This window comes from Streptomyces sp. NPDC014861, assembly GCF_043081625.1.
In the GTDB taxonomy this organism is placed as follows: Bacteria; Actinomycetota; Actinomycetes; order Streptomycetales; family Streptomycetaceae; genus Streptomyces.
On record NZ_JBIBWV010000035.1, the window covers coordinates 25,500 to 48,905 of the forward strand.

At 74.8% G+C, this 23,406-nt stretch carries 24 protein-coding genes; 16 read left to right on the forward strand and 8 right to left on the reverse strand.

Going from position 1 to position 23,406, the window contains the following annotated elements; all coding sequences use genetic code 11:
* Positions 1-153 precede the first annotated feature (153 nt).
* The 4 genes from ACF1BN_RS36045 (at position 154) to ACF1BN_RS36060 (ending at position 3,695) form a co-directional block, all read left to right on the forward strand.
* Positions 154-1,530 carry an MFS transporter gene (locus ACF1BN_RS36045; protein WP_392335823.1) on the forward strand — a complete coding sequence of 459 codons (1,377 nt, stop codon included), beginning with the start codon at positions 154-156 and terminating at the stop codon, positions 1,528-1,530.
* 92 nt (positions 1,531-1,622) lie between these two features.
* Entirely contained in the window at positions 1,623-2,105 is a 483-nt protein-coding gene (locus ACF1BN_RS36050; protein ID WP_376595781.1) for a DUF2771 domain-containing protein, read from the forward strand.
* A 7-nt stretch (positions 2,106-2,112) separates the two neighbouring features.
* Entirely contained in the window at positions 2,113-2,859 is a 747-nt protein-coding gene (locus ACF1BN_RS36055; protein WP_392335824.1) for a futalosine hydrolase, read from the forward strand.
* Complete coding sequence (locus ACF1BN_RS36060) at positions 2,850-3,695, forward strand: 1,4-dihydroxy-6-naphthoate synthase (RefSeq protein ID WP_376595779.1); 846 nt, start codon at positions 2,850-2,852, stop codon at positions 3,693-3,695. The genes ACF1BN_RS36055 and ACF1BN_RS36060 overlap by 10 nt, the downstream gene beginning before the upstream one ends.
* 6 nt (positions 3,696-3,701) lie before the next feature.
* On the opposite strand, the gene ACF1BN_RS36065 is transcribed toward ACF1BN_RS36060, so the two are convergent.
* On the reverse strand, positions 3,702-4,085 hold the full coding sequence (locus tag ACF1BN_RS36065) for a cold-shock protein (RefSeq protein WP_392335825.1): 384 nt from the start codon (positions 4,083-4,085) through the stop codon (positions 3,702-3,704).
* Positions 4,086-4,227: 142 nt separating this feature from the next.
* Between ACF1BN_RS36065 and ACF1BN_RS36070 the strand changes: the two genes are divergently transcribed.
* On the forward strand, positions 4,228-4,500 hold the full coding sequence (locus ACF1BN_RS36070) for a hypothetical protein (RefSeq protein WP_392335826.1): 273 nt from the start codon (positions 4,228-4,230) through the stop codon (positions 4,498-4,500).
* A 4-nt stretch (positions 4,501-4,504) separates the two neighbouring features.
* Here ACF1BN_RS36070 and ACF1BN_RS36075 read toward each other — a convergent pair whose 3' ends face one another.
* Both ACF1BN_RS36075 and ACF1BN_RS36080 read right to left on the reverse strand, forming a co-directional pair.
* Entirely contained in the window at positions 4,505-5,152 is a 648-nt protein-coding gene (locus ACF1BN_RS36075; RefSeq protein WP_392335827.1) for an HAD family hydrolase, read from the reverse strand.
* Between the two features lie 86 nt (positions 5,153-5,238).
* A complete protein-coding gene (locus ACF1BN_RS36080; protein ID WP_392335828.1) occupies positions 5,239-6,114 on the reverse strand; it encodes a hypothetical protein in 876 nt (291 codons plus the stop codon).
* A 76-nt stretch (positions 6,115-6,190) separates the two neighbouring features.
* Here ACF1BN_RS36080 and ACF1BN_RS36085 point away from each other — a divergent pair, with 76 nt between their 5' ends.
* Complete coding sequence (locus ACF1BN_RS36085; protein WP_392335829.1) at positions 6,191-8,833, forward strand: helicase-associated domain-containing protein; 2,643 nt, start codon at positions 6,191-6,193, stop codon at positions 8,831-8,833.
* Between the two features lie 214 nt (positions 8,834-9,047).
* Positions 9,048-10,688 (forward strand): DNA repair helicase XPB, encoded by a 1,641-nt coding sequence (locus ACF1BN_RS36090; RefSeq protein WP_392335830.1) that lies wholly within the window; start codon positions 9,048-9,050, stop codon positions 10,686-10,688.
* A 42-nt stretch (positions 10,689-10,730) separates the two neighbouring features.
* On the opposite strand, the gene ACF1BN_RS36095 is transcribed toward ACF1BN_RS36090, so the two are convergent.
* Both ACF1BN_RS36095 and ACF1BN_RS36100 read right to left on the reverse strand, forming a co-directional pair.
* Complete coding sequence (locus ACF1BN_RS36095) at positions 10,731-11,036, reverse strand: hypothetical protein (protein WP_392335831.1); 306 nt, start codon at positions 11,034-11,036, stop codon at positions 10,731-10,733.
* 71 nt (positions 11,037-11,107) lie between these two features.
* On the reverse strand, positions 11,108-11,386 hold the full coding sequence (locus ACF1BN_RS36100) for a hypothetical protein (RefSeq protein ID WP_392335832.1): 279 nt from the start codon (positions 11,384-11,386) through the stop codon (positions 11,108-11,110).
* Between the two features lie 252 nt (positions 11,387-11,638).
* On the opposite strand from ACF1BN_RS36100, the gene ACF1BN_RS36105 reads away from it, so the two are divergent.
* Complete coding sequence (locus ACF1BN_RS36105; RefSeq protein WP_392335833.1) at positions 11,639-13,705, forward strand: HelD family protein; 2,067 nt, start codon at positions 11,639-11,641, stop codon at positions 13,703-13,705.
* A gap of 49 nt (positions 13,706-13,754) precedes the next feature.
* Here ACF1BN_RS36105 and ACF1BN_RS36110 read toward each other — a convergent pair whose 3' ends face one another.
* The 3 genes from ACF1BN_RS36110 to ACF1BN_RS36120 form a co-directional block, all read right to left on the reverse strand.
* Positions 13,755-14,189, reverse strand: coding sequence for a DUF6892 domain-containing protein (locus ACF1BN_RS36110; protein WP_392335834.1), 435 nt, complete (start codon positions 14,187-14,189; stop codon positions 13,755-13,757).
* Between the two features lie 320 nt (positions 14,190-14,509).
* Positions 14,510-15,208 carry a copper homeostasis protein CutC gene (locus tag ACF1BN_RS36115; protein ID WP_392335835.1) on the reverse strand — a complete coding sequence of 233 codons (699 nt, stop codon included), beginning with the start codon at positions 15,206-15,208 and terminating at the stop codon, positions 14,510-14,512.
* A 51-nt stretch (positions 15,209-15,259) separates the two neighbouring features.
* On the reverse strand, positions 15,260-16,336 hold the full coding sequence (locus ACF1BN_RS36120) for a hypothetical protein (RefSeq protein WP_392335836.1): 1,077 nt from the start codon (positions 16,334-16,336) through the stop codon (positions 15,260-15,262).
* 175 nt (positions 16,337-16,511) lie between these two features.
* Here ACF1BN_RS36120 and ACF1BN_RS36125 point away from each other — a divergent pair, with 175 nt between their 5' ends.
* The 8 genes from ACF1BN_RS36125 to ACF1BN_RS36160 all read left to right on the forward strand — a co-directional run bounded on the left by ACF1BN_RS36125 (position 16,512) and on the right by ACF1BN_RS36160 (position 23,338).
* Positions 16,512-16,793, forward strand: a complete 282-nt coding sequence (locus ACF1BN_RS36125) for a heavy-metal-associated domain-containing protein (protein WP_376595756.1) — start codon at positions 16,512-16,514, stop codon at positions 16,791-16,793.
* A 95-nt stretch (positions 16,794-16,888) separates the two neighbouring features.
* Entirely contained in the window at positions 16,889-19,156 is a 2,268-nt protein-coding gene (locus ACF1BN_RS36130; RefSeq protein ID WP_392335837.1) for a heavy metal translocating P-type ATPase, read from the forward strand.
* Between the two features lie 31 nt (positions 19,157-19,187).
* Positions 19,188-19,469, forward strand: a complete 282-nt coding sequence (locus ACF1BN_RS36135; protein ID WP_031010474.1) for a metal-sensitive transcriptional regulator — start codon at positions 19,188-19,190, stop codon at positions 19,467-19,469.
* 171 nt (positions 19,470-19,640) lie between these two features.
* The gene (locus tag ACF1BN_RS36140; protein WP_392335838.1) at positions 19,641-20,039 is read left to right on the forward strand and encodes a BlaI/MecI/CopY family transcriptional regulator; all 399 of its coding nucleotides are present in this window, start codon (positions 19,641-19,643) and stop codon (positions 20,037-20,039) included.
* Positions 20,036-20,947: a M56 family metallopeptidase gene (locus tag ACF1BN_RS36145; protein WP_392335839.1), complete on the forward strand. Its 912-nt coding sequence runs from the start codon at positions 20,036-20,038 to the stop codon at positions 20,945-20,947. The genes ACF1BN_RS36140 and ACF1BN_RS36145 overlap by 4 nt, the downstream gene beginning before the upstream one ends.
* A gap of 139 nt (positions 20,948-21,086) precedes the next feature.
* On the forward strand, positions 21,087-21,566 hold the full coding sequence (locus ACF1BN_RS36150; protein ID WP_392335840.1) for a GNAT family N-acetyltransferase: 480 nt from the start codon (positions 21,087-21,089) through the stop codon (positions 21,564-21,566).
* Between the two features lie 292 nt (positions 21,567-21,858).
* Entirely contained in the window at positions 21,859-22,752 is an 894-nt protein-coding gene (locus ACF1BN_RS36155) for an SAM-dependent methyltransferase (RefSeq protein WP_392335841.1), read from the forward strand.
* Between the two features lie 151 nt (positions 22,753-22,903).
* Positions 22,904-23,338 (forward strand): Fur family transcriptional regulator, encoded by a 435-nt coding sequence (locus tag ACF1BN_RS36160; RefSeq protein WP_392335842.1) that lies wholly within the window; start codon positions 22,904-22,906, stop codon positions 23,336-23,338.
* The last annotated feature ends 68 nt before the right edge of the window (positions 23,339-23,406 follow it).

The following is a 23,406-nucleotide window of genomic DNA, read 5'->3' on the forward strand; positions in this document are numbered from 1 at the left end:
GAGCGCCCGACGGAACCGCCCCTTCCCGGCGTGTCCCCGCCTCTGTCCCCGCCCGTGTCCCGGGCCTCCCCGAGGCCGCCCGCGGCGGCGTTCCGACACCCCGGGGCCCGCCGACTCGGTTCGGGCGGGGCGCCGGTGGGGCACTATGAGGTGGTGGCAGCCGCACGGTCCTCCGGTCGATCCCTTGATCGCCCCGGGCCGCTCCGTCGAGCGGGCCGGGCGGTGGGGCGTGCTCTGCATCTGCCGTTCACGGGGACGGCGCGGGGCATCCGGCGGGCGACTCACGCGCACGGCGCGGGCGAATCGGGCCTCGGGAAACTGATCGAGCTGCACGCGGTGAACGGCGCCGGCGACGTGATGATCACCGTGGCGCTCGCGTCGACCGTCTTCTTCTCCGTGCCGACCGACGAGGCCCGCGGGCGCGTCGCCCTCTACCTCGCCATCACCATGGCCCCCTTCACCCTCCTCGCGCCCGTCATCGGACCGCTGCTCGACCGGCTGCCGCACGGCCGCCGGGCGGCGATGGCGGCGGCGATGGGCGCCCGGGCGGTGCTGGCCGTGGTGATGTCGGGACTGGTCGTGTCGGGCGGCATCGAGCTGTACCCGGCGGCACTCGGCGTACTGGTCGCGTCGAAGGCCTACGGGGTGGTGCGCAGCGCCGTGGTGCCCCGACTGCTGCCACCGGGCTTCTCGCTGGTGAAGGCGAACTCGCGGGTGACGCTCGCCGGGCTGCTCGCCACCGGCGTCGCCGCGCCGATCGGGGCGGGACTCCAGCTGCTCGGGCCCCGGTGGCCGCTGTACGGGGCGTGCGCGCTGTTCCTGCTCGGCGCGTACTGGGCGGTGCGGATGCCGCACAAGGTGGACTCGGCGAAGGGCGAGCGCCGGGCACACCTCCTGACGCACGGTGAGAAGAAGCCGAGCCTGCGGACGGTCGGGCCGGCCGTGCTGCACGGCCTCCAGGCGAACGCGGCGCAGCGGATGCTCTCCGGGTTCCTGATCTTCTTCCTGGCGTTCCTGCTGCGCGAGCATCCGCTGTCGGGGCAGTCGGCGGCGGTCTCCCTGGGGATCGTGGGCGTGGCGGCGGGGGTCGGGAACGCCTGCGGCACGGCGGCCGGCTCCCTGCTGCGGGACCGGGGACACCGGCCCGAGGTGATCATCGCCACGATGATCTCGACCGTCCTCGCGGCGGCGATCTGCGCCGCCGTCTTCTTCGGCGGGGTGATGGTCGCGGTGCTGGGCGCGGTCGCGGGGCTGACGCAGGCGCTGTCGAAGCTGTCGCTGGACGCGCTGATCCAGCGGGACGTGCCGGAGGTCGTACGGACCTCCGCCTTCGCCCGCTCCGAGACGGCCCTCCAGATGGCGTGGGTGGTCGGCGGGGGCCTCGGCATCGCGATGCCGCTGAACGGGACGGTGGGGATGGCGGCGGCGGCCGGCTTCCTGGCGATCGGCGCGCTCCTCGCCGTCCGCGGCCTGCTGTCGTCCCGCGGCCCGGGCGCCTCCGACCGCCCCCAGCGCGCGAAGGTCGCCTGACCCGAGCCGCGCCGGCCGGCGTACGGGCCCCGCCGCGCGGCACGCCGTACCCCCGCGTGGCAGCGGCGCGGCGGCCCGATAGCCTTCGGCTCATGACCGTTGCGTTCTTCTCCGGCTCGCGCCGCCGGGCCGCCGTCGCCCTCGGGGCCGTCTCCGCCGGGCTCCTCGTCCTGACCGCCTGCGAAAAGCCGACCCCGATCGCGACCGTCACGGTCGGGAGCGAGTCGATCAACTCCGAGGCCGCCTGCTACAACGACGGCGACCCCATCAAGGAGTCCGACGTCCAGAAGTGCCTCAACAAGAAGGCCGAGAAGTCGATCACCGTCGCGATGGACGACAAGGTCCGCTTCGGTGTCGACCCGTCGATCGCCGACAACGGCTGGACCATCTTCCTCGGCGGCCAGCAGGCCGAGCCGGAGCCGTACAAGAAGACCTACCGGACCATTCCGGCCAGCGCCTTCTTCACCGCCGGCCAGACCGGCGAGACGCCCGACGAGACGCAGGTGACGATCGTCGAGAACACCGGCAAGACGCTCACCGGCATCTGGCACTTCAAGCTGAAGAAGGAATCCTGATCCTCCGGTGCACCGCCGGATCCTGATCGTGACGGCCGTGGCGGCGGAGGCCGACTCCGTCGCCGGCGGTCTCACGACACCCGCCCGCCCCGGCGGGGAGCTCCCCGTCCCGGGCGGCCTCGTGCTGCGCCGGTACGCGACGGAGCACCGCACCGCCGACGTCCTCGTCGGCGGGGTCGGGCCCGCGGCCGTCGCCGCCGCGACCGGGACCGCGCTGACCCGCGCCGCCCTCGCCGGCGAGCCGTACACGCTCGTCGTCTCCGCCGGGATCGCCGGCGGGTTCCCGGGCCGCGCCCCGCTCGGCTCGCTCGTCGTCTCCGACACGATCGTCGCCGCCGACCTGGGCGCCGACACCCCCGACGGATACCTGCCCGTCGAGGAGCTGGGCTTCGGCCGCTCCGTCCACCGCGTGCCCCCCGCCCTCACCGGGCCCGTCGCCGCCGCCCTCGGCGCGGCCGGACTCCCGCACACCACCGGCGCCGTGCTGACCGTCTCCACGGTGACCGGCAGTGCGGCCCGCGCCGCCGAGCTCGCCACCCGCCACCCGGGGGCCGCCGCCGAGGCGATGGAGGGCTTCGGGGTCGCCGAGGCCGCCGCCGCGCACGGCGCGGCCGTCCTGGAACTGCGGGCCGTGTCGAACGCCGTCGGGCCCCGCGACCGCGCCGCCTGGCGCATCGGCGACGCCCTGGCCGCGCTCCGGCGGGCCGCCACCGCCCTCGACACCACCTTCCCGGAGGCACGGCCGTGCAGCTGAAGATCGCCTACTCGCCCTGCCCGAACGACACCTTCGTCTTCGACGCCTGGGCCCACGGCCGCGTCCCCGGCGCCCCGCGCCTCGACGTCACCTTCGCCGACATCGACGTCACCAACGGCTGGGCCGAGAGCGGCACCGACACCCACGACGTCCTGAAGGTGTCGTACGCCGTCCTGCCGTGGATCCTCGACGAGTACGCGCTGCTGCCCTGCGGCGGGGCGCTCGGCCGGGGCTGCGGCCCCCTCGTCCTCACCCGCGAGCCCGGCCTCGACCTGCGGGGCAGGACCGTCGCGGTGCCGAGCGAACGCTCGACCGCGTACCTCCTCTTCCGCCTGTGGGCGGCCGAGACCGTGCCCGGCGGCGTCGGCGAGGTCGTCGTGATGCCGTTCCACGAGATCATGCCCGCCGTCCGGGACGGGAAGGTCGACGCCGGACTCGTCATCCACGAGGCCCGCTTCACCTACGCCTCGTACGGGCTGCACCGCCTCGCCGACATGGGCGAGCACTGGGAGTCCACCACCGGGCTGCCGATCCCGCTCGGCGCGATCGTCGCCCGCCGCTCCCTCGGCGCCGAGACCCTGCGACTGCTCGCCGACTCCGCCCGGCGCTCGGTGCGGATGGCGTGGGACGACCCGGCCGCCTCACGGCCGTATGTCATGGAACACGCGCAGGAGATGGACCCGAAGGTCGCCGACCAGCACATCGGGCTGTACGTCAACGAGTTCACCGCCGACCTCGGCGAGGCCGGCTACGCGGCGGTGCGGGGGCTGCTCACCCGCGCCGCGGCCGAGGGACTGGTGCCGCCCCTCGGCCCGGAAGCGCTGTCCTTCCCCTGACGGGTCCTACACGTCGAGCTGGTCCGCGACCGCGCGCAGCAGGCCCGCGATCTTCCCGCCGGCCGCCTTGTCGGGGTACCGGCCGCGCTCCAGCATCGGCGTGATGTTCTCCAGGAGCGTCGTCAGGTCCTGCACGATCGACGCCAGCTCGTCGGGCTTGCGGCGCTGCGCCGCCGCCACCGACGGCGTCGGGTCGAGAATCGTGACCGAGAGCGCCTGGTCACCCCGCTGACCCGCGACGACACCGAACTCCACCCGCTGTCCCGGCTTCAGCGCGTCGACTCCGGCGGGGAGCACCGACGAGTGCACGAAGACGTCACCGCCGTCGTCGCGGGAGAGAAAGCCGAAGCCCTTCTCGCTGTTGAACCATTTGACCTTGCCGGTAGGCACGTCTGTCCTCGTCCTCGTCGACTCGTCGGGGTAGCAGAAAGAGCGGGTCGTGACGACCCGCCGTCACCAAGGCTAATGGGCTGGGGGCGGGTGACAAGACGCCGCCGAAGTGTTCCTCCGGCCTGGGAACTACCCTGGCCGCATGCGCAGTGAAACCCCCGCAGGAGCGGTGAGCGATTCCGTGGACGACTCCGCCCCGGGCGACGGACTCGTCAAGGCAGGCGTCGTCGTCTTCGCGATCGGCGCGCTCGCGACGCTGGTCACGGTGGCTCCGCTCTTCCTCGGGACCGACCCCTTCCCGACCGTCGCCTATCTGGTGTCGATGCTGATGGGCGTCGGTTTCGCCCTCGCCGCCGCCGGCGTGCTCCGCTCGGTCGCGGCGCAGCGCCGGCAGGCCCGGAGCGGCGTCTCCTAGACGGTCAGGAGAGGTACGACTCCCACCAGGCGCGGAAGTCCGTCAGGTCCTCCAGGACCACGTCGGCGCCGGCCGCGCGCAGTTCCCCGGGGTCGCACGGGCCGGTGGCGACACCGACCGAGAACGCTCCGGCAGCGGCCGCTCCCCGCACATCGCCGACGTGGTCGCCGACGTACACCGAGGCGCCGTGGGCGCGCAGCGCCTCCGCCTTGCCCTCGGCGAACAGGCCGCCGACGACCGCGTCCGGCTCGATCCCGAGGTGGACGAAGTGCTGCTCGGCGTGCGGGCCGTTCTTGGCCGAGACGACGATCGTCCGGCCGCCCGCCTCCCGCACCGCGTCGAGGGCGTCGCGGGCTCCGGGCATCGGGACGGTCGGGGCGAAGGCGTGGACGCCGTACAGGGCTCGGTAGGCGGCGACCATCTCGGGGACCTGCGCGGCGGGCACCCAGTGGGCCATCTCCTGCTCCAGCGGCGGGCCGAGGCGGCTGATGACGACGTCGGTGTCGACCTCGACGCCGTACCGCTCCGCGAACGCCTGCCAGGTCTTCCTGATGCCGGGGCGGGTGTCGAGCAGCGTCAGGTCGAGGTCGAATCCGACCGTGAGCGGGCCCGTGGGCGGGGTGGACTGCGCGTTCGTCGTCATGGGGGACATTGTGCCCGTGTGTTCGAACGCGGCTCCGGGGTGCGGTGTCAGCGGCCCCCGGGGGGTGCGTGTCAGCGGCCCCCGGGCGCGGGGTGTCAGCGTCGGCGGGCGTGGTGGAGGAGGTAGAGGGCGGAGAGGACGGCGGCGGCGCGGAGCGTCCAGGGCCAGGTCTCGGCGAGGGCCGCGCCCAGGGCGTCGGGGGCGATCGGCGCGCCCCAGCGGCCTTGCGTACGGCCCCAGAGCCACGCGGCGCCGCCCGCCGCGGCGACGCCGGGGAGGACGAAGACGGCCGTCTTGATCTGGCCGGGGGTCAGGCGGCGGGAGCCGTACGCGACGAGCCAGCCGAGGGCCAGCGCGAGCAGCCAGCCGAAGGCCGCGCCGGCGATCAGCGACAGGGCGGCGAGCAGGAGGAAGGGGTGGGCGAGGCCGCGCACCCGGGGCTCGGGCGCCGCGTCGGGGATCGGGTCCGCGTCCGGTGTCCGCGGGGGGCGGCGGCGCAGAAGGCGGGCCAGGCGGCGGCGGGAGGCCGGGGGGCCGTCGAGCTCCGGGGCCTCGGGCTCCGGGGGGTCCGGGTCCGGCGGGCGGAAGAGCTCCGGCGCCTCGATCCCGCCGATGAAGCCGGGCGCCGGCGATTCCGCGTCGTCCGCGCCGCCGTGCCACACGCCGCGCGGGCGCGGCACGGCGGCGGCCTCGGCGGAGGGGCCCGCGGAGGGTTCGTCGGCCGTCGGGGCCTCGGCCGACCACCACGGCGCCGCCCGCTTCACCACCTCGTCCGGTGTGCCCAGGTCGCCCAGGATGCCCCGGACGGCCCCCGCCGACTCCTCGCCGTGCGTGGTGCGGCGGCGGTCGATCTCGTCGCGCAGGCCCGCCACGAGGGCGCTGCGCTCGCCGGGCGGGAGGTGCCGCTGCTGGGCGAGGTCGCCGACCTCGCTCAGGTAGTCGAAGACCATCCGGTCGCTCTCGATGCCCACGCCGCCCCTCCACCGTCCGGCCGAACGCCGTCCCGGTCCTGACGGTAGCGCCTGTCCAGCGGATAACGTGGTGCGGATGGGGATCGGCGAGCTGGACCGGGAGGCGCACGTGCCCGAGGGACGTCCGAGTGGGACCGCGGCTGGCCCGCGCACGCTGGCCGAGGCGCTGCGGGCGCGCGGGGACGACGGTCTCGCGGCGCTGCTGCGGGCCCGCCCCGACCTGCTGGGGCCGGTGCCGAACGATCTGACGCAGCTGGCGACCCGGGCCGGGACCCGGGCGTCCGTGGTGCGGGCGCTCGAACGGCTCGACCGGTTCTCGCTGCAGGTGGCGGAGACACTGGCGGTGGCTCCGGACCCGGCTCCCTACCCGGTCGTGCGCGATCTGCTGGGCGGCGGGGACGTACCGGAGATCGGGGCGGCGCTGCCCCGCGCGGTGGCGCTCCTGCGCGAGCAGGCGCTGGTGTGGGGCGAGGACGACCGGCTGCGGCTGGTGCGGACCGCGCGCGAACTGCTGTCGCCGTCGCCGCAGCACCCCTCCCCCACCGGGCTCGGGCCGACCGTCGCCGAGGCGACGGCGGGAATGTCGCCGGGGCGGCTCCAGGAGATCGTGGCGACGGCCGGGCTGCCGTCCACGCACGACCCGGTGTCGGCGGTCTCCGCGCTGACGGCGCTCTTCACCGACCGGGAGCGGATGGGCGCCCTGCTGGACACGGCCCCGCCGGAGGCGCTGGCCGTGCTCGACCGGCTGGTGTGGGGTCCGCCGTACGGCGAGGTGACGGCGAAGCCGACCCCGCCGGTGGGGTGGCTGCGCGACCGGGGGCTGCTGCTGCCGGTGTCGCCGCGGACGGTGGTGCTGCCGCGCGAGGTGGCGCTGCACCTGCGGGGCGGGCGGGCGCACCGGGCGCCGGAGCCGCGCGCGCCGGAACTCGCGGTGGCGCGGGAGTACGGTCCCCAGGCGGTGGACGGCGCCGCCGCCGGGCAGGCGTACGCGGCGCTGGCGACCGTCGAGGAGCTGCTGAAGTCCTGGGACCACGGCGGCCCCGCGGTGCTGCGGGCCGGCGGCCTGGCGGTGCGGGACCTGAAGCGGACGGCGGTGGCGCTCGACGTGCCGGAGCCGGTGGCGGCGTTCTGGCTGGAGCTGGCGTACGGGGCGGGGCTGCTGGCCTCGGACGGCGAGGCGGACGAGCGGTACGCGCCGACGCCCGCGTACGACGACTGGCTCGACCAGCCGCCGGCCGAACGCTGGGCCCGGCTGGTCACGGCCTGGCTGGCGGCGACCCGCACGCCGGGGCTCGTCGGCGGACAGGACGCGAAGGGGCGGACGCTGTCCGCGCTGGGGCCCGACCTGGACCGGGCGGCGGCGCCCGAGGTGCGCCACCGGGTCCTCGGCCTGCTGGCGACGCTGGAGCCCGGGGTCGCGGCCGTGCCGGAGAGCCTGCTGGCCCGGCTGCGCTGGGAGCGCCCGACGCGGGGCACCGCCGGATCGGCGTCCCGCTCGCCGGGGGCGCAGGCGCCCGCGCCCGCCCCCGCCGCGGAACCCGGTGCCGCCGGGACGTGGGCCTCGGAGGCCCGGCCGGCCGCGCCCGCGCACCCGACGCCCGGCCGTCACCCCGCCGACCTGCGCGAACGCCTCGCCCGCTGGGTCCTCGACGACGCCGAACTCCTCGGGATCACCGGCCGCGGCGCGCTCTCCACGGCCGCCCGGGCACTGCTCAACCTGCCGCTCGCGAAGGCCGCGGCACCGGCCGCCGAGGGCGGCGGGGTGGAGCCCGAGGTCGCCGTCGAGCGCGCCGCGGAGCTCCTCGAACCGCTGCTCCCGCAGGCCGTCGACCATGTCCTCCTCCAGGCCGACCTGACCGCCGTGGCCCCCGGCCCGCTGCTGCGCCCGCTGGCCGACGCGCTCTCGGTCCTGGCGGACGTGGAGTCGAAGGGTGGCGCGACCGTGTACCGGTTCACGCCCGGTTCGGTGCGGCGCGCGCTCGACACCGGCCGCTCCGCCTCCGATCTGCACGCCTTCCTCGCCGCGCACTCCCGCACGCCGGTGCCGCAGCCGCTCGCGTACCTCATCGACGACGTGGCGCGGAAGCACGGGCATCTGCGGATCGGGGCGGCGTCCGCGTACGTCCGCTGCGACGACGACGCGCTGCTCGGCGAGATCCTGGCCGACCGCCGCTCCGCCGGGCTGCGGCTGCGCCGCCTCGCGCCGACGGTCCTCGCCGCGCAGACGGACCCGGCGTCGCTCCTGGAAGGGCTGCGGTCGATGGGATACGCGCCGGCCGCCGAGTCGGCGGCGGGCGACGTCCTGATCACCCGCGCCGACGCCCACCGCACGCCGCCCCGCACGGCCCCCGCGCCCGTCCCGGACGGCCCGCCGGCCCCGGACGCCACGCTGCTGACGGCGGCGGTCCGCGCCATCCGGGCGGGCGACCGCGCGGCCACGGCGGTACGCAAGGAGCCCGCGGCCCCGGTCACGGCGGGGGGTCTCCCCCGCACCTCGGCCGCCGAGACCCTGGCGACGGTCCAGGCGGCGGCGATGACGGGCACGGCCGTCTGGATCGGCTACGTCACCGCCGAGGGCGCCGCCAGCCAGCGGGTCATCGCCCCCGTCCGCGTCGAGGGCGGCTTCGTCACCGGCTACGACCACACCGCCGACGAGGTCCGCACCTATCCGCTGCACCGCATCACGGGCGTGGCGGAACTGGCGGACGAGGAGGCCTAGAAGCTCCGGATCCGGCCCGGCCCCGGTCCGCCGGGCAGCCCGGCCTCCCGGACTTCCTCCATGGTCCAGGGCCCGTGGTGCGGATCGTGCGCGACGCTCATCCCGCCACCTCCCTCGTGCGGAACCGGTCGATTTCGGTGTGGCGGTCCCCACCGACATCCGTCGGGCGTCGTGCAGACTGGATGTTTGGCCGCGCGGAAGGGAACCCACAGACGTGAACGGTCCACTCATCGTCCAGAGCGACAAGACGCTGCTCCTGGAGGTCGACCACGAGCTCGCCGAGGCGTGCCGGCGGGCCATCGCGCCCTTCGCCGAGCTGGAGCGGGCGCCGGAGCACATCCACACGTACCGGGTGACGCCGCTCGGGCTGTGGAACGCGCGGGCGGCCGGGCACGACGCCGAGCAGGTCGTGGACGCGCTGGTGGAGTACTCGCGGTACCCGGTGCCGCACGCGCTGCTCGTGGACATCGCCGAGACGATGGGCCGGTACGGGCGGCTGACGCTCTCCAAGCACCCCGCCCACGGTCTCGTGCTGACGACCACGGACCGGCCGGTGCTGGAGGAGATCCTGCGGTCGAAGCGGGTGCAGCCGCTGGTAGGGGCGCGGATCGACCCCGACACGGTGGCCGTGCACCCGTCCGAGCGGGGGCAGATCAAGCAGACGCTGCTGAAGCTGGGCTGGCCCGCCGAGGACCTCGCCGGGTACGTCGACGGCGAGGCGCACGCGATCGAGCTCGCGGAGGACGGCTGGAGCCTGCGGCCGTACCAGCAGCACGCCGTGGAGGGGTTCTGGCACGGCGGCTCCGGAGTCGTCGTGCTGCCCTGCGGCGCGGGGAAGACACTGGTCGGCGCGGGGGCGATGGCCAAGGCGAAGGCGACGACGCTGATCCTCGTCACCAACACCGTCTCCGCCCGGCAGTGGAAGAACGAGCTGGTCAGACGGACCTCGCTGACGGAGGACGAGATCGGCGAGTACAGCGGGACGAAGAAGGAGATCCGGCCCGTCACCATCGCCACGTACCAGGTCCTCACCACCAAGCGGAAGGGCGTCTACCCGCACCTGGAGCTCTTCGACTCCCGCGACTGGGGCCTGATCGTCTACGACGAGGTGCACCTGCTGCCCGCGCCGGTCTTCAAGTTCACCGCCGACCTCCAGGCCCGCCGCCGGCTCGGTCTGACCGCGACGCTGGTGCGCGAGGACGGCAAGGAGGCGGACGTCTTCTCGCTGATCGGGCCCAAGCGGTTCGACGCGCCGTGGAAGGAGATCGAGGCGCAGGGGTACATCGCGCCCGCCGACTGCGTCGAGGTGCGGGTGAACCTCACCGAGTCGGAGCGGCTCGCCTACGCGACGGCCGAGGCGGAGGAGAAGTACCGCTTCTGCGCGACGACGGCGACGAAGCGGCGGGTGACCGAGGCGCTGGTGCGGCGGTTCGCCGGGCAGCAGATCCTCGTCATCGGCCAGTACATCGACCAGCTCGACGAACTGGGCGCGCACCTCGACGCGCCGGTCATCAAGGGCGAGACGTCGAACAAGGAGCGGGAGCGGCTCTTCGACGCGTTCCGCAACGGCGAGATCAACGTCCTCGTCGTCTCCAAGGTCGCCAACTTCTCCATCGACCTGCCGGAGGCGACCGTCGCCATCCAGGTCTCCGGCACCTTCGGCTCCCGCCAGGAGGAGGCCCAGCGCCTCGGCCGCGTGCTGCGCCCGAAGGCCGACGGCCACCAGGCGCACTTCTACTCGGTCGTGGCCCGCGACACCATCGACCAGGACTTCGCCGCCCACCGGCAGCGCTTCCTCGCCGAGCAGGGGTACGCGTACCGCATCGTCGACGCGGACGAGCTCCTGGCGCCTTAGGGGCGGCGGGGTAGGGGGTGGCGGGGTAGGCGGTGGCGGGGCTCAGTCCATCAGGGCCAGGAGCGGGCCCGCGAGCGCCAGGGAGTACTGGGCGACGACGAGGGCGCGGCGGGGTACGGCGAGGGCCGCCGCGCCCGCCAGGGCGGCGAGGCCCTCCGCCCAGAACGCGGCCGTGACGAAGCCCCGTCCGACGCCGTCCCCGGAGATCGCGTCGGTCAGGGTGACCGCCATGGTGGCCATCACACACACCGCGACGAGCAGCAGACCGAAGCCCGCGAAGGCACGGAGCGCGAGGGGGCCCGGCCCGTAGGGGTCGGGTGCGGGGGCGGGGTGCGGGGGCGTCGTCATGCCCCCATCCCAGCAGCGCGCCGGGGGCGCCGTCAGGGGTGCGCGTACTCAGTCGGGCGGCGGGCGGGTACTCAGTCCGGGGGCGGGGCGGGGGTGGTGGTGGGGGCCGGGTTCGAGGCGCGGGCGCAGGACGGGGGCGGAGGCGGGGCGGGGACGTGGGACGGGCGGGGGTTCCTGACGCCCGCGCCGGCGGCGGTCGCGCCGCCGGGGCCGGGGCCGGGGGCGTCGCCGTAGTGGCCCAGCAGGGCGACCTCGACGGCTGCCGAGCCGAAGGCCCGCAGGGCTGCCATGAGGTGGCGGGGACGGGGGCGGGGGACGGTGGTCACGAGGGTGAAGGTCGTCGCGGTCATGGTTCCATTCTGGAATCCGGACATTCCGAACACATCGGCCTGGGGATGGAACCCGCGTCCCCCTTACGGCGGATCCCTCCCCCTACGGGAAAACGATTCGCACCCGCCCACGGGCCGGAGCTACAATCACCGGCTTCCCCGCCTCCCGGACGCGCCCGCGCGCACGAGGAGCGCGCCGCCGTCCGGTCGGAAACCGGCGGCCACATCGCCCTGCCCGTGTGTCCGTCCGCATGCCCGACCGGAGGCTTCACCGTGTCCGCAGCTGTGCCCACCGACGACCCGCTCGTACGCGAACGGTCCCACCTCTCCGCCTCCCGTGCCGCCCTGCGCGCGATGCGCGAGGAGGTGGAAGCCCTGGACATCAAGGACGTCACGGCGAACTGGGTCAACTCGATCGTCCTGGAGCGCCAGATCGAGGACCGCGTCAAGGCGCTCGCGGACCTCGCGCACACCCCGCTCTTCTTCGGCCGGCTCGACTACCTGCCGCCCACCCAGCAGGGGCAGCGCTTCTACATCGGCCGCCGGCACGTCCACGACGCGCACGGCGACCCCATGGTCATCGACTGGCGCGCGCCGGTCTCGCAGCCGTACTACCAGGCGTCGAAGAAGGACCCGCGGGACGTGGGACTGCGCCGCCGCTTCGGCTACACGGGCGGCGAGCTCACCGCGTACGAGGACGAGCACCTGTCCGACCCGTCCGCTGAGACATTTTCCGGCTCCGCCGAGGGGTCGCGGACCAGCAAGCTGCTCCAGACCGAGATCGAGCGGCCGCGCGTGGGCCCCATGCGGGACATCGTGGCGACGATCCAGCCCGAGCAGGACGAGATCGTCCGCGCCGGCCTCTCCGGCACGGTGTGCGTGCAGGGCGGCCCGGGCACCGGAAAGACCGCCGTCGGCCTGCACCGTGTCGCCTACCTGCTGTACGCCCACCGGGAGCGGCTGGCCCGGACCGGGACGCTCGTGATCGGCCCGAACCGGTCCTTCCTCCACTACATCGAGCAGGTGCTGCCCGCCCTCGGCGAGCTGGAGGTGAAGCAGGCGACCGTCGACGACCTCGTGGCGCACGTGGAGGTGCGCGGGGCGGACGGGGCGCCGACGGCGGTCGTGAAGGGCGACGCCCGGATGGCGGAGGTGCTGCGGCGGGCCGTCCGCTCGCACGTGAAGCTGCCGACGGAGCCGCTGATGGTGGTCCGCGGCTCCCGGCGCTGGCGGGTCCCCGCGTACGAACTGGAGGAGATCGTCCGCGAACTGACGGCACGTGACATCCGGTACGGGGCGGCCCGCGAGGCGCTGCCGCAGCGGATCGCGCACGCCGTCCTGGTGCGGATGGAGCAGGCGGGCGAGGCACCCGACGACCGGGTGCAGGACGCGGTGGCCCGGAACACGGCGGTGAAGGCGGTCGTGAAGGAGTGCTGGCCGCAGATCGATCCGCCGAAGCTGGTGCTGCGGCTGCTGAGCGACCCGGAGTTCCTGGCGGAGCACGCCGACGGCGTACTGAGCGACGAGGAGCAGAAGCTGCTGCTGTGGGCGAAGCCGGCGCGGAGCGTGAAGACCGCGAAGTGGTCGGCGGCGGACGCGGTGCTGATCGACGAGGCGACGGACCTGGTGGAGCGCACCCACTCGCTCGGCCACGTCGTCCTCGACGAGGCGCAGGACCTCTCCCCCATGCAGTACCGGGCGGTGGGCCGCCGGTGCACGACCGGTTCGGCGACGGTCCTCGGCGACCTGGCGCAGGGCACCACGCCGTGGGCCACCCGGAGCTGGGAGAGCGCGCTCGCGCACCTCGGCAAGCCCGAGGCACGGGTGGAGGAGCTGACCGCCGGTTTCCGCGTGCCGAGCGAGGTCATCGCGTACGCGTCCCGGCTGCTGCCGCACATGGCGCCGGGGCTCGCGCCGGTGGAGTCGGTCCGGGAGAACCCGGGCGCCTTCGAGATCCGGGAGGCGGCCGGACCCTCCGAGGCCGCGGTGGTGGCCGCCTGCGCGGACGCGCTCCGGCACGAGGGCTCGATCGGCCTGATCGCCGCCGACGCGCGGATCGCGCCGCTGGCGGAGGCGCTGGAGGCGGCGGGGATGCCGTACCTCTCCCCCGGCGAGGAGACGACCGCGGAGTCGCGCCTCACGCTCGTGCCGGCGTCCCTGGCGAAAGGCCTGGAGTACGACTACGTGGTCCTCGACGAGCCGGCCGCGGTCGTCGACGGCGAACCGGACGAGCGCACCGGCCTGCGCCGCCTGTACGTGGCCCTCACCCGAGCCGTCTCCGGCCTCACCGTCGTCCACGCGGCCCCGCTGCCCGCGCAGTTGGCGACGGCACCCGCCTGACACCTGCCCCGCTCCGGCCGGCGACGCAGTCGGTGGCTCAGTCGGTGGCTCAGTCGGTGGCGATGCCCCGCGCGGCGAAGATCTCCGCCGCGCCGGGCACCGCGAGCACGCCGTCCTCCACGAAGGTGACCTCGCGGAGGTTGGGCAGCAGGTCGAGGTCGTCGAGCGACCGCACGTCGAAGAGGTCGTCCTCGCCGTCCCACGCCGGGGCGCAGTGGTGGAAGACGTCCGTCCCGGCGTCGAAGCACAGCTCCTCGACGGTGGCGAGCAGCTCGGCCGGGATCTCCAGCGCCTCGAAGTACTCCCGGGACTCCGGCAGCACCTCCTCGTCGAGGCCGTTCTCCAGGACGTGGGAGGCGGCGTCGCCGATGCCCTTCTCGGCCAGCCGCGCGTGCACGTCGTACACCGGGAGCAGCGTCCCCGCCGTGTACATGAGCTCCTCGATGACGAGCAGCTTGAGGTTGAAGTCGTGGAACCGGGTCATGGGGACAGGGGTATCACGGCGCTACGACAGCCCTCGCGGGGCAGGGGCAGCGGGAGCGCGGGCGGGAGCCGGGGCGGCCACCACCGCTCGCTGTCGGCCCGCCCGCCGGCCCACTCCGCCGTCGGCGGCCGGGCGACGGGGTCGCCCCGAGCCGGGACACCGTGTCGTCGGTCCCGGCCGGGGCCACCTCCGGCACGTCGAGCCCGGCCCACCGGGGGAGCCGGGTGGCGATCGGCCGCCGTACGGGTGCCGCGTCGATCACGTCCGCCGTGCGGGGAGGGCGAGCGGCCGCCCGGTGCAGGTGGGCGGCCCGGGGGCGGCTACGCGTCGACCGCCTCCCGCCAGGTGCGGACGGCGTCCGGGGAGACGGGGGCCGTCCAGCCCTGGGGGCGGGCGGCGCCGCCGATGTGGAAGGCGGTGAGGCCGGCGGCGCGCAGGCGCGGGAGGTGGTCGAGGCGGAGGCCGCCGCCGACCAGGATCTGGGGTTCGTAGCCGGGCTCGCCGGTGCGGGTGGCCTCGGTCTCGAGGACCGGGAGGCCGGCGTCCACGCCCTCGGCGGAGCCCGCGGTGAGGTAGGTGTCGAGGCCGGGGAGGTCGGCGAGGCGCTTGCGGAGGCCGTCGCGGTCGGCGGCCCGGTCGATGGCGCGGTGGAAGGTCCAGCGGGCGCCGTCGAGGACCGCGATGAGCCGTTCGACGGCGACGAGGTCGGGCTCGCCGTCGGGGGTGAGGAAGCCGAGGACGAACTCGTCCGCGCCGGCCGCCCGCAGCTCCGCCGCCCGGTGGGCCAGGGCGTCGATCGCCTCGGGGCCTCCGGCCGAGAAGCCGTCGGTGAGGCGGAGCATCACGCGGAGCGGGATGTCGACGGCGCGGCGGATGGCGGTGAAGGTGGCCGTCGACGGAGTGAGGCCGTCCGCCGCCATGTCGGTGACGAGTTCGAGGCGGTCGGCGCCCCCGGTCTGGGCGGCGACCGCGTCCTGCTCGTCGAGGGCGATCACCTCCAGGACAGCACGGTTGCTCATTGCGCCCATTCCTCCATGAATGACGACTACAGGTCTAGTCCAATGACCAGACTAGCCGTGCGAGTGACCTCCCGCATCGTGCTCGGCCGTCTTCGAGGCGGTGCCTGACGGCGTCGCCGCGGGCGCGGGGGCGGTGCCCGGCGCCCCGGCCTTCACCGTGAAGGCGGCCGTGCGGACCTTGCCCTCGTGCTGGAAGTCGAGGAAGAGGCGGTACGTGCCGGTGCTCGGGGCGGTCGCGGTGAAGGAGACGTCGGGGCCGGGGCCGCCCTCGTTGGGGTGGACGTGGAGGTAGGCGAGGTCGCCCTGGCGGAGGGCGACCAGGTGGCCGTACGCGCCGAGGTAGGGCTCCAGGTCGGTGACCGGCTTGCCGTCCTTGGTGACGGTGAGGCGCAGCTCACCGGCCTTGCCGGGGTCGAGCGTGCCGCCGAGGCGGACCTGGTAGCCGTCGACGGCGGCGGTGGGCGCGGCGGCGGGGAGCGGCTTCGGGGCGTAGGCGCCGGGGACGCCGAGGTCGACGCCGAGGGTGAGGGCCTTCGCCCCCTCCGCCGCGGGCTTGAAGTCGGCGAAGGCCTTGTAGGCGCCGGCGGCGGGGAGGTCGGCCTCGACGGTCCAGGTGCCGTCGGGCGCCTTCTCGGGGTGGAGGTGGCGGAAGACCGTCAGGTCGCGCGAGGCGACGATGAAGTGGAGCTCCTTGCCGTGCTCGGTGGTGAAGGCGGTGACCTTCTTCCCTGCGGCGTCCTTGACGGAGAACTTCAGGGTGCTGCGGCCCGCGGGCGGGGTGGGGGTCTCCAGGGCGAGGGTGTAGCCGCCGTCGGAGACCTGGAGGCCGCCGGGGAGCGCGGCGCCGGCCCGGGCGGGAGCCTCGTCGTGGCCCTCGTGGCCGCCGGCCGTGGGGGCGGGGGTGGCGGTGGCGTGCTCACCGGCGGAGGCGCTGGGCGCGGGAGCCTCGTCGTGGCCCTCGTGGCCGTCGGCGGAGGCACTGGGCGCGGGGGTCGCGGCGGCGTGCTCGCCGTGGTCGGCCCTCTTCGGTTCGTCCACCGGTCCGACGCCCTTCCCGACGCCGTAGGCGGTGCCGAAGGTCGCGGCGAGCGCGGCGGCGAAGGCGGTGATCTTCACTCCGGTGTTCATGGCTGTCTCCCATGCTCGGCGTTCCTCTTGCTCTGCACTTCACCATACCCCTGGGGGGTATCAAGTCAAGCCGGTCCGACACTTGCGCCGGATACCACTGGGGGGTATACATGAACCCACACCGCCGATACCCCCCGAGGGTATCCGGTCCACCCGCCACACGATGGAGGACGACATGGGTTCCTGCTGCACCCCCGACAACAGCTGCTCGACCGGCACCACCACCGCGGTCGCCGTCGCCGACGCCACCAGCACCGTCTACGCCGTCTCCGGCATGACCTGCGGCCACTGCAGGACCGCGATCACCACCTCCGTGAGCGCGCTGGAGGGCGTCCTCTCCGTGGACGTCGACGTCGACGGCGGCCGGGTGACCGTCACCACGGACGGCGCGCCCGACGACGCCGCCATCGCCGCGGCGGTGGACGACGCGGGCTACGAGCTGACCGGCCGCGCCTGACCGGCGGCACCTGACCGATCCGGCCGCCGGGGCCCGCCCCGTACCCCCGCCCGGGCCCCGGCCCCCGCGCACAGGAAGAATGAGGGAGCAGTTTCATGACCACGACGACCCCCGGCACCGCCCAGGTCGAGCTCGCCATCGGCGGCATGACCTGCGCCTCGTGCGCGGCCCGGATCGAGAAGAAGCTCAACCGCATGGACGGGGTCGAGGCCACCGTCAACTACGCGACCGAGAAGGCGAAGGTCACCTTCGCCGCCGACATCCCGGTCGCCGAGCTGATCGCCACCGTCGAGGCGACCGGCTACACCGCCGAGGAGCCCGCGCCGCCGAAGTCCGACGCCGGCCCCGGCGACGGCGGCCCCTCCGACGAGGAGAAGGCCGACGAGGAGCTGCGCCCGCTGAAGCAGCGGCTGATCACCGCGGTCTCGCTCGCCGTCCCCGTCATCGCGATGGCGATGATCCCGGCGCTCCAGATCGAGTACTGGCAGTGGCTGAGCCTCACGCTCGCCGCGCCGGTCGTCGTCTACGCCGCCTGGCCCTTCCACAAGGCCGCCTGGACCAACGCCAGGCACGGCGCGGCCACCATGGACACGCTGATCTCGGTCGGCACGATCGCCGCCTTCGCCTGGTCGCTGTGGGCGCTGTTCTTCGGCACCGCCGGTACGCCGGGGATGACGCACCCCTTCGAGTTCACCATCGCCCGCACCGACGGCGCCGGGAACATCTACCTGGAGGCCGCCGCCGGCGTCACCGCCTTCATCCTGGCCGGCCGCTACTTCGAGGCCCGCTCGAAGCGGAAGGCCGGAGCCGCGCTCAAGGCGCTGATGCAGCTGGGCGCCAAGGAAGTCACGGTGATCAGGAACGGGCGCGAGATCACCGTGCCCACCGCCGAACTCCAGGTCGGGGACCGCTTCCTGGTCCGCCCGGGCGAGAAGATCGCCACCGACGGCACCGTCGTCGAGGGCTCGTCCGCCGTCGACGCCTCCATGCTCACCGGCGAGTCCGTGCCGGTCGAGGTCTCCGCCGGCGACTCCGTCACCGGCGCCACCCTGAACGCCGGCGGCCGGCTCGTCGTCGAGGCCACCCGCGTCGGCGCCGACACCCAGCTCGCCCGGATGGCGAAGCTCGTCGAGGACGCGCAGAACGGCAAGGCCGCCGCCCAGCGGCTCGCCGACCGGATCTCCGCCGTCTTCGTCCCGATCGTCATCGCGCTCGCGCTCGGCACCCTCGGCTTCTGGCTCGGCACCGGCCAGGGCCTGACCGCCGCCTTCACCGCCGCCGTCGCCGTCCTGATCATCGCCTGCCCGTGCGCCCTGGGCCTGGCCACCCCGACCGCCCTCATGGTCGGCACCGGCCGCGGCGCGCAGCTCGGCATCCTGATCAAGGGCCCCGAGGTCCTGGAGACCACCCGCAAGGTCGACACCATCGTCCTGGACAAGACCGGCACCGTCACCACCGGCCGGATGACGCTCCTGAAGGTCCACACCGCCGCCGGTACGGACGAGACCGACGTGCTGCGTCTGGCGGGCGCCCTGGAGCACTCCTCCGAGCACCCGATCGCCCAGGCCGTCGCCACCGGCGCCGCCGCGAAGGTCGGCACCCTGCCCACCCCCGAGGACTTCGCCAACATCCCCGGTCTCGGCGTCCAGGGCGTCGTCGACGGGCACGCCGTCCTGGTCGGCAGGGAGAAGCTCCTGGAGGAGTGGGCGATGTCCCTGCCCGCGAGCCTCAAGGCCGCGAAGGACGCGGCGGAGAAGGCCGGGAAGACGGCCATCGCGGTCGCCTGGGACGGAGAGGCCCGCGCGGTCCTGGAGGTCGCCGACGCGATCAAGGAGACCAGCGCGGAGGCGATCCGCCGGCTCCGGGGCCTCGGCCTCACCCCGATCCTGCTGACCGGCGACAACAAGGCGGTCGCGGAGGCCGTCGCCGCCGAGGTCGGCATCGGCGAGGTCATCGCCGAGGTCATGCCGCAGGACAAGGTCGACGTCGTCAAGAAGCTCCAGGCCGAGGGCCGTTCGGTCGCCATGGTCGGCGACGGCGTCAACGACGCCGCCGCGCTCGCCCAGGCCGACCTCGGTCTGGCGATGGGCACCGGCACGGACGCCGCCATCGAGGCCGGCGACCTCACCCTCGTACGGGGGGACCTGCGGGCCGCGGCGGACGCCATCCGGCTCTCCCGCAAGACGCTCGGCACCATCCGGTCCAACCTCTTCTGGGCCTTCGCCTACAACGTGGCCGCCCTGCCGCTCGCCGCCGCCGGTCTGCTCAACCCGATGATCGCCGGCGCCGCGATGGCCTTCTCCTCGGTCTTCGTGGTCGGCAACAGCCTGCGGCTGCGCGGCTTCCAGGCCGCGGACAAGTGACCCGGAAACCCTGACCTGACGGGAGCCCGCCGTGGCCGGTTACGTGCAGCACAAGGAAGACATCATCAGAAGGCTCCGGCGGATCGAGGGGCAGGTCCGGGGGGTGCAGCGGATGGTCGACGAGGACGTCTACTGCATCGACGTCCTGACCCAGGTCTCGGCGATCAACGCGGCCCTCCAGTCCTGCGCGGTCGCCCTCCTCGACGAGCACCTGAGCTGCTGCGTCACCGAGGCCATCGCGGCCGGCGGGGACCAGGCGAAGGTCAAGGTCGGCGAGGCGTCCAAGGCGATCGCCCGGCTGATCCGGACCTGACGGAGTCCACCACCGCCCCCGCGCGAGGGGCCCGCGACCGCGGGCCGCCGCACGGGGGCGGTGGCCGTGTCCGGGGCCGTCACGAACCCGCCATCTTACCCCTGGGGGGTATACCTCGGGCGGGTGTGCGACCCGTACGATGACAGCCGCCCGCGAGGGGAGGGGATGCACGTGCGCCGGCTGGGAGAGCTGGAGGCCGAGATCATGGACCGGCTGTGGGCCTGGCAGCGGCCCGCCACCGTCCGCGAGATCGTCGACGACATCAACCGCGGCCGCCGGGTCGCCTACACCACCGTCATGACGGTGGCCGACATCCTGCACCGCAAGGGCTGGCTCCGCCGCGAGAAGGCCGGCCGGGCCTGGCTCTACGAACCGGTCCGCAGCCGCGAGGAGTACACCGCCGGGCTCATGAGCGACGCCCTCGGCGACAGCCTGGACCGCCCCGCCGCCCTCCTCCGCTTCGTCGAGGCCATCTCCGACGAGGACGTCGAAGCCCTCGACGCCGCCCTCCGCACCGCCCGCGGCGACCTCGACGCCGGGACCGGGACCGCACCGGGAGGCCACCCGTGAACCACCACGCCCTCGTGCCCCTCGGGCTCGCGCTGCTCTCCGGAGCGGGCGTGCCCTGGCTGCTCGTCCGGGCCCGCTGGGCCCAGCAGGTGCCCCGGCTCGCGGTCACCGTCTGGGCCGCCTGCGGCGCCGTCTTCGCGGTGGCGAGCGCCCTCCTCCCGGCGCAGCTGCTGCTGCCGAACGCGTCCAGCCACCGCCTCACCGACATGGTCCTGACGCTCCACCTCCCGGCCCCCGGCACCCTGCTCGCCCTGCGCGGCCGGGAGGCCGCCGCACTCCTCGTGGCCGCCGCCGTCCTCGCCGTACCGACGGCCGCCTTCGCCCGCGGACTGCTGAGGGCCCGCAGGGCCCGCCGGGCGCACGGGGACGTCCTGCGGCTGATCGGCCGGTACGACCCCGAGCTGCGCGCCACCGTCCTCGACCACGAACGACCCGCCGTCTACTGCCTGCCCGGCCGCAGCCGGCGGGTCGTCGTCTCCTCCGGGGCCGTCGCCACGCTCACCCCCGCGCAGCTCGCCGCCGCCCTCGCCCACGAACGGGCCCACATCGCGGGCCGGCACCACCTGCTGGTCGCCGCCGCCGAGGCCTTCGGCGCGGTCTTCCGGCGACTGCCGCTCGCCCGGCACGGCTCCACGGCGGTCCCGCTGCTCCTGGAGATGACCGCCGACGACCGGGCGCTGCGCCGCTGCACCCGCGACGCGCTCGCCACCGCGCTCTACGCCCTCGCGGCGGGCCGCGCGCCGCGCGCCGCCTTCGCCGCCGGCGGACCCTCGGCCGCCCTCCGGATGCGCCGGATCCTCACCCCGTACAGCGCGGGACACCCCGTGCTGCGCGCGCTCCTGACGATCGGCGCGGCCGCTCTCGCGATGGCTCCGCTCGTCGTCGCCTGTTGTTCCTTCCCGGTCTAATGTCCGGACCAACTCCGTTATTTACTAAGCGAATTCGTAGATTTCGCATCGGTCACGCGCCCCGGAACCGCTCGCTATTGTGGGTACGTTGGAGCTCCGGCTCACCACGGCGCTCGGCACGGCGAAGGGTACAGATCCAATGCAGCTCGCTGGCGTCCGTACGGCAGCCGCCGGCGACGCGACGACGATATCCAGGCTGCTCGCCGACGCGATCCGGAGCAGCTACGCCGGAATGCTGGAGGAAATCCCGCTACGCCGGCTGATCTCGACACAATGCGCGCTGCCGCGGATACGCGCGGAAATAGAAATTCCGGGAGGCGCGCCCGGCTGGCTCGGCTGGCTGGTCGCGGAGAACGGCGAGGGCCGGCTCGTCGGCGCCGCCGCGTGCGGGGTCCCGGTGCCGGGCGAGGGCGAGCTGTACGCGCTGGCCGTCGAGGAGGGCGCGCGCCGCCGAGGGATCGGTACGGCCCTGCTGGCGGCGGCCACCGACCGGACGCGCGACTACGAGGCGCGGGAACAGCGGGTGCAGCTGCCGGTGGAGGCGGACCCGGCGCTGCCGTTCTACCGGGAGCGGGGCTTCGCCTCGCTCGGCCCGACGCGCTGGGGCCGCGCGCTCTGAGGCCACCCCCGGGAGGTCGTGGGGGGCCGACGGCGCTCCGGCGGCCCTCCCCCTGGAGGCCGTGGCGGACCCACGGCCCCGACGCCCCTCCCCCTGGAGGCCGTGGCGGACCCACGGCCCCGACGCCCCTCCCCCTGGAGGCCGTGGCAGATCCACGCCATCGCGTGTTCACGCAGCCCGATCCGGTGGATCGGGGCTCCCCCGCAGGTCACGATGGTCGCAGCGGCGCGGTCCCGGCGGCACGGGCGCCTCGCCCAGGACGGCATGGACCGAGCGAGCCCCTGGAGGAGCGATGCACACCCCGAGCGGCACTTCCCTGCCCGCCGTGCCCGCAGCGCTCGCGCCGGTCCTGCCGTCCCGATACGAGCGGGAGCGGACACCCGCCGCCGGGGCGGGGGTGCGGATCGCCTCCGACGCCCTGCCCGGCCTGGAGTCCGTCGCCGCGATGGACGAGGGGTCCGTCTGGCTGCACGACGCCCTGCTCGGCCCGCACAGCGCGGACATCGTCCGGTACCTCGGCCTCGCCCGCTCCACCGGCGGACCCGTCCTGGACCTCGGCTCCGGCGCGGGGCGGCTCACCGTCCCCTTCGCCCGGCACGGCTTCGCCGTGGAGGCCGTGGACCGGGACGCCTCCGCACTGGAGCGCCTCGACGCCTGGGCCCGCCGGATCGGCCCGCAGGTGGCCGGCCTGGTGGCGACGCACCGCGCGGACCTCACCGAGCTGCGGCTGCGCGGGAGTTACCGGCTGGCGCTGCTCGCGGGCGCGATGGTGTCGGCGCTCCCGCCGGCCCGGCGCCCGGGGCTGCTGCGGGAGGTCGCGGACCATCTGGAGACGGGCGGGGCTCTGGCCCTGGACTACACCGCGCATCTGTGGCCCGGTCTGGTGGCGGAGCCGCGCAGGACCTGGGCGTTCCAGGTGCCGCGGTTCGACGGGATCGACGAGTGGGTGGTGGCCCGGCAGGACTTCGACCTGGGGTCGATGAGCGAGCGGGTCACCTACTGCACGACCAGGACCGGGAAGCTCTCCGCGGAGCGGGCGGTGCTGACCACCGACAAGTGGATCGTGGACCAGGACCGGCTGGCGACCGAACTGCACGCGGCGGGGCTGCACATCGAGGGCCGGCGGCGGCAGCGTATCGACGACCGCACGGAATCCGTGCTGCTGGTGTGCCGCCCCGACGACTGACCTCGACCGGGCGGCCCACCGGACCGCCCACCGGCCGTCCCCGGCGGCCGGCCCCGGCCCCTGCGGCCGGTCGGCCGCCTGTCGGGGCGGACGGGCAAGAGGTACGATGCCCACAAACGTTTGAGCGGACCAGATGGGCGAGAGGGCGGTCGTGGAAGAGCTGACCGGTCGCGAGGCGGTGATCCAGCGCCTGCGGGACGTGGGCCTGCGGGTCACCGGACCGCGCCTGGAGGTCCTCTCGGTGCTCGCCGCCGGCGGTCACCTCGACGTCGAGGCGATCACCGCGACCGCCCGCGAGCGGCTGGGCACGCTCACCAGCCAGGCGGTCTACGAGATGCTGCGGCACTTCCAGGAGACCGGCCTGGTCGGCAAGTTCGACCGGCCCGGCCTGCCGGCCGTCTTCGAGATCTCCGGCCCCCGCCACCAGCACGCCCTGTGCGTGCGCTGCGGACGGGTGGAGAACGTGGCGGCGCCCGCGCCCGCGCCGCCGCGCGGCAGCCTGCCCGGGTGGCGGACCGCGGAGACCGAGCTGGTCTTCAAGGGGCTGTGCCCCGACTGCGCGGAGGAAGCGGAAGAATCCGCCTGATCACGCCCGGGTCGCTCCGCCCCTGAACCTCGTGCGGAACGTTCGAATGTGTGGCAGGGTCTGCCGGG